We start from the raw sequence: 556 nt of genomic DNA on the forward strand, positions 1-556 counted from the left end.
CAAATCCCGATATTCCGAGGAGGTGGTTGCATGAAGAAAGTGAAATTAGGGGAAGTGGCTACTTTTATCAATGGCTATGCTTTTAAACCTCAAGATTGGTCATCTGAAGGGAGAGAGATTATCAGAATACAGAATCTGACTAAAACTTCAACAGAGATAAATTATTATTCGGGTACGATTGATAAAAAATACATTGTTGAAGCTGGTGATATCCTTATTTCGTGGTCGGGTACATTAGGGGTTTTTCAGTGGTGTGGAAGATCCGCAGTGTTAAATCAGCACATTTTTAAAGTGGTTTTTGATAAGATAGATATAGATAAATCGTATTTTAAATATGTTGTTGAAAAAGGTTTACAAGATGCTGTAAAACATACTCATGGTTCCACAATGAAACATTTAACTAAAAAATATTTTGATAATATTATGGTTCCATATACAAATTTGGGAGAGCAACAAAGAATTGCAAGTGAGCTGGATTTGTTAAGCAAGCTGATTTTAAGGAGACAAGAACAACTTGAAGAGCTTAATCTACTTGTAAAATCCCGATTTAACGAGA

1 protein-coding gene is annotated in these 556 nt (G+C 34.0%); it reads left to right on the forward strand.

The features are described from left to right. Positions 1-30: 30 nt before the first annotated feature. On the forward strand, positions 31-556 hold a 526-nt coding region (locus HT719_RS11265), incomplete at its 3' end, for a restriction endonuclease subunit S (RefSeq protein WP_172922621.1).

This window comes from Streptococcus sp. k-378 (assembly GCF_013277505.1).
Lineage (GTDB): Bacteria > Bacillota > Bacilli > Lactobacillales > Streptococcaceae > Streptococcus > Streptococcus pseudopneumoniae.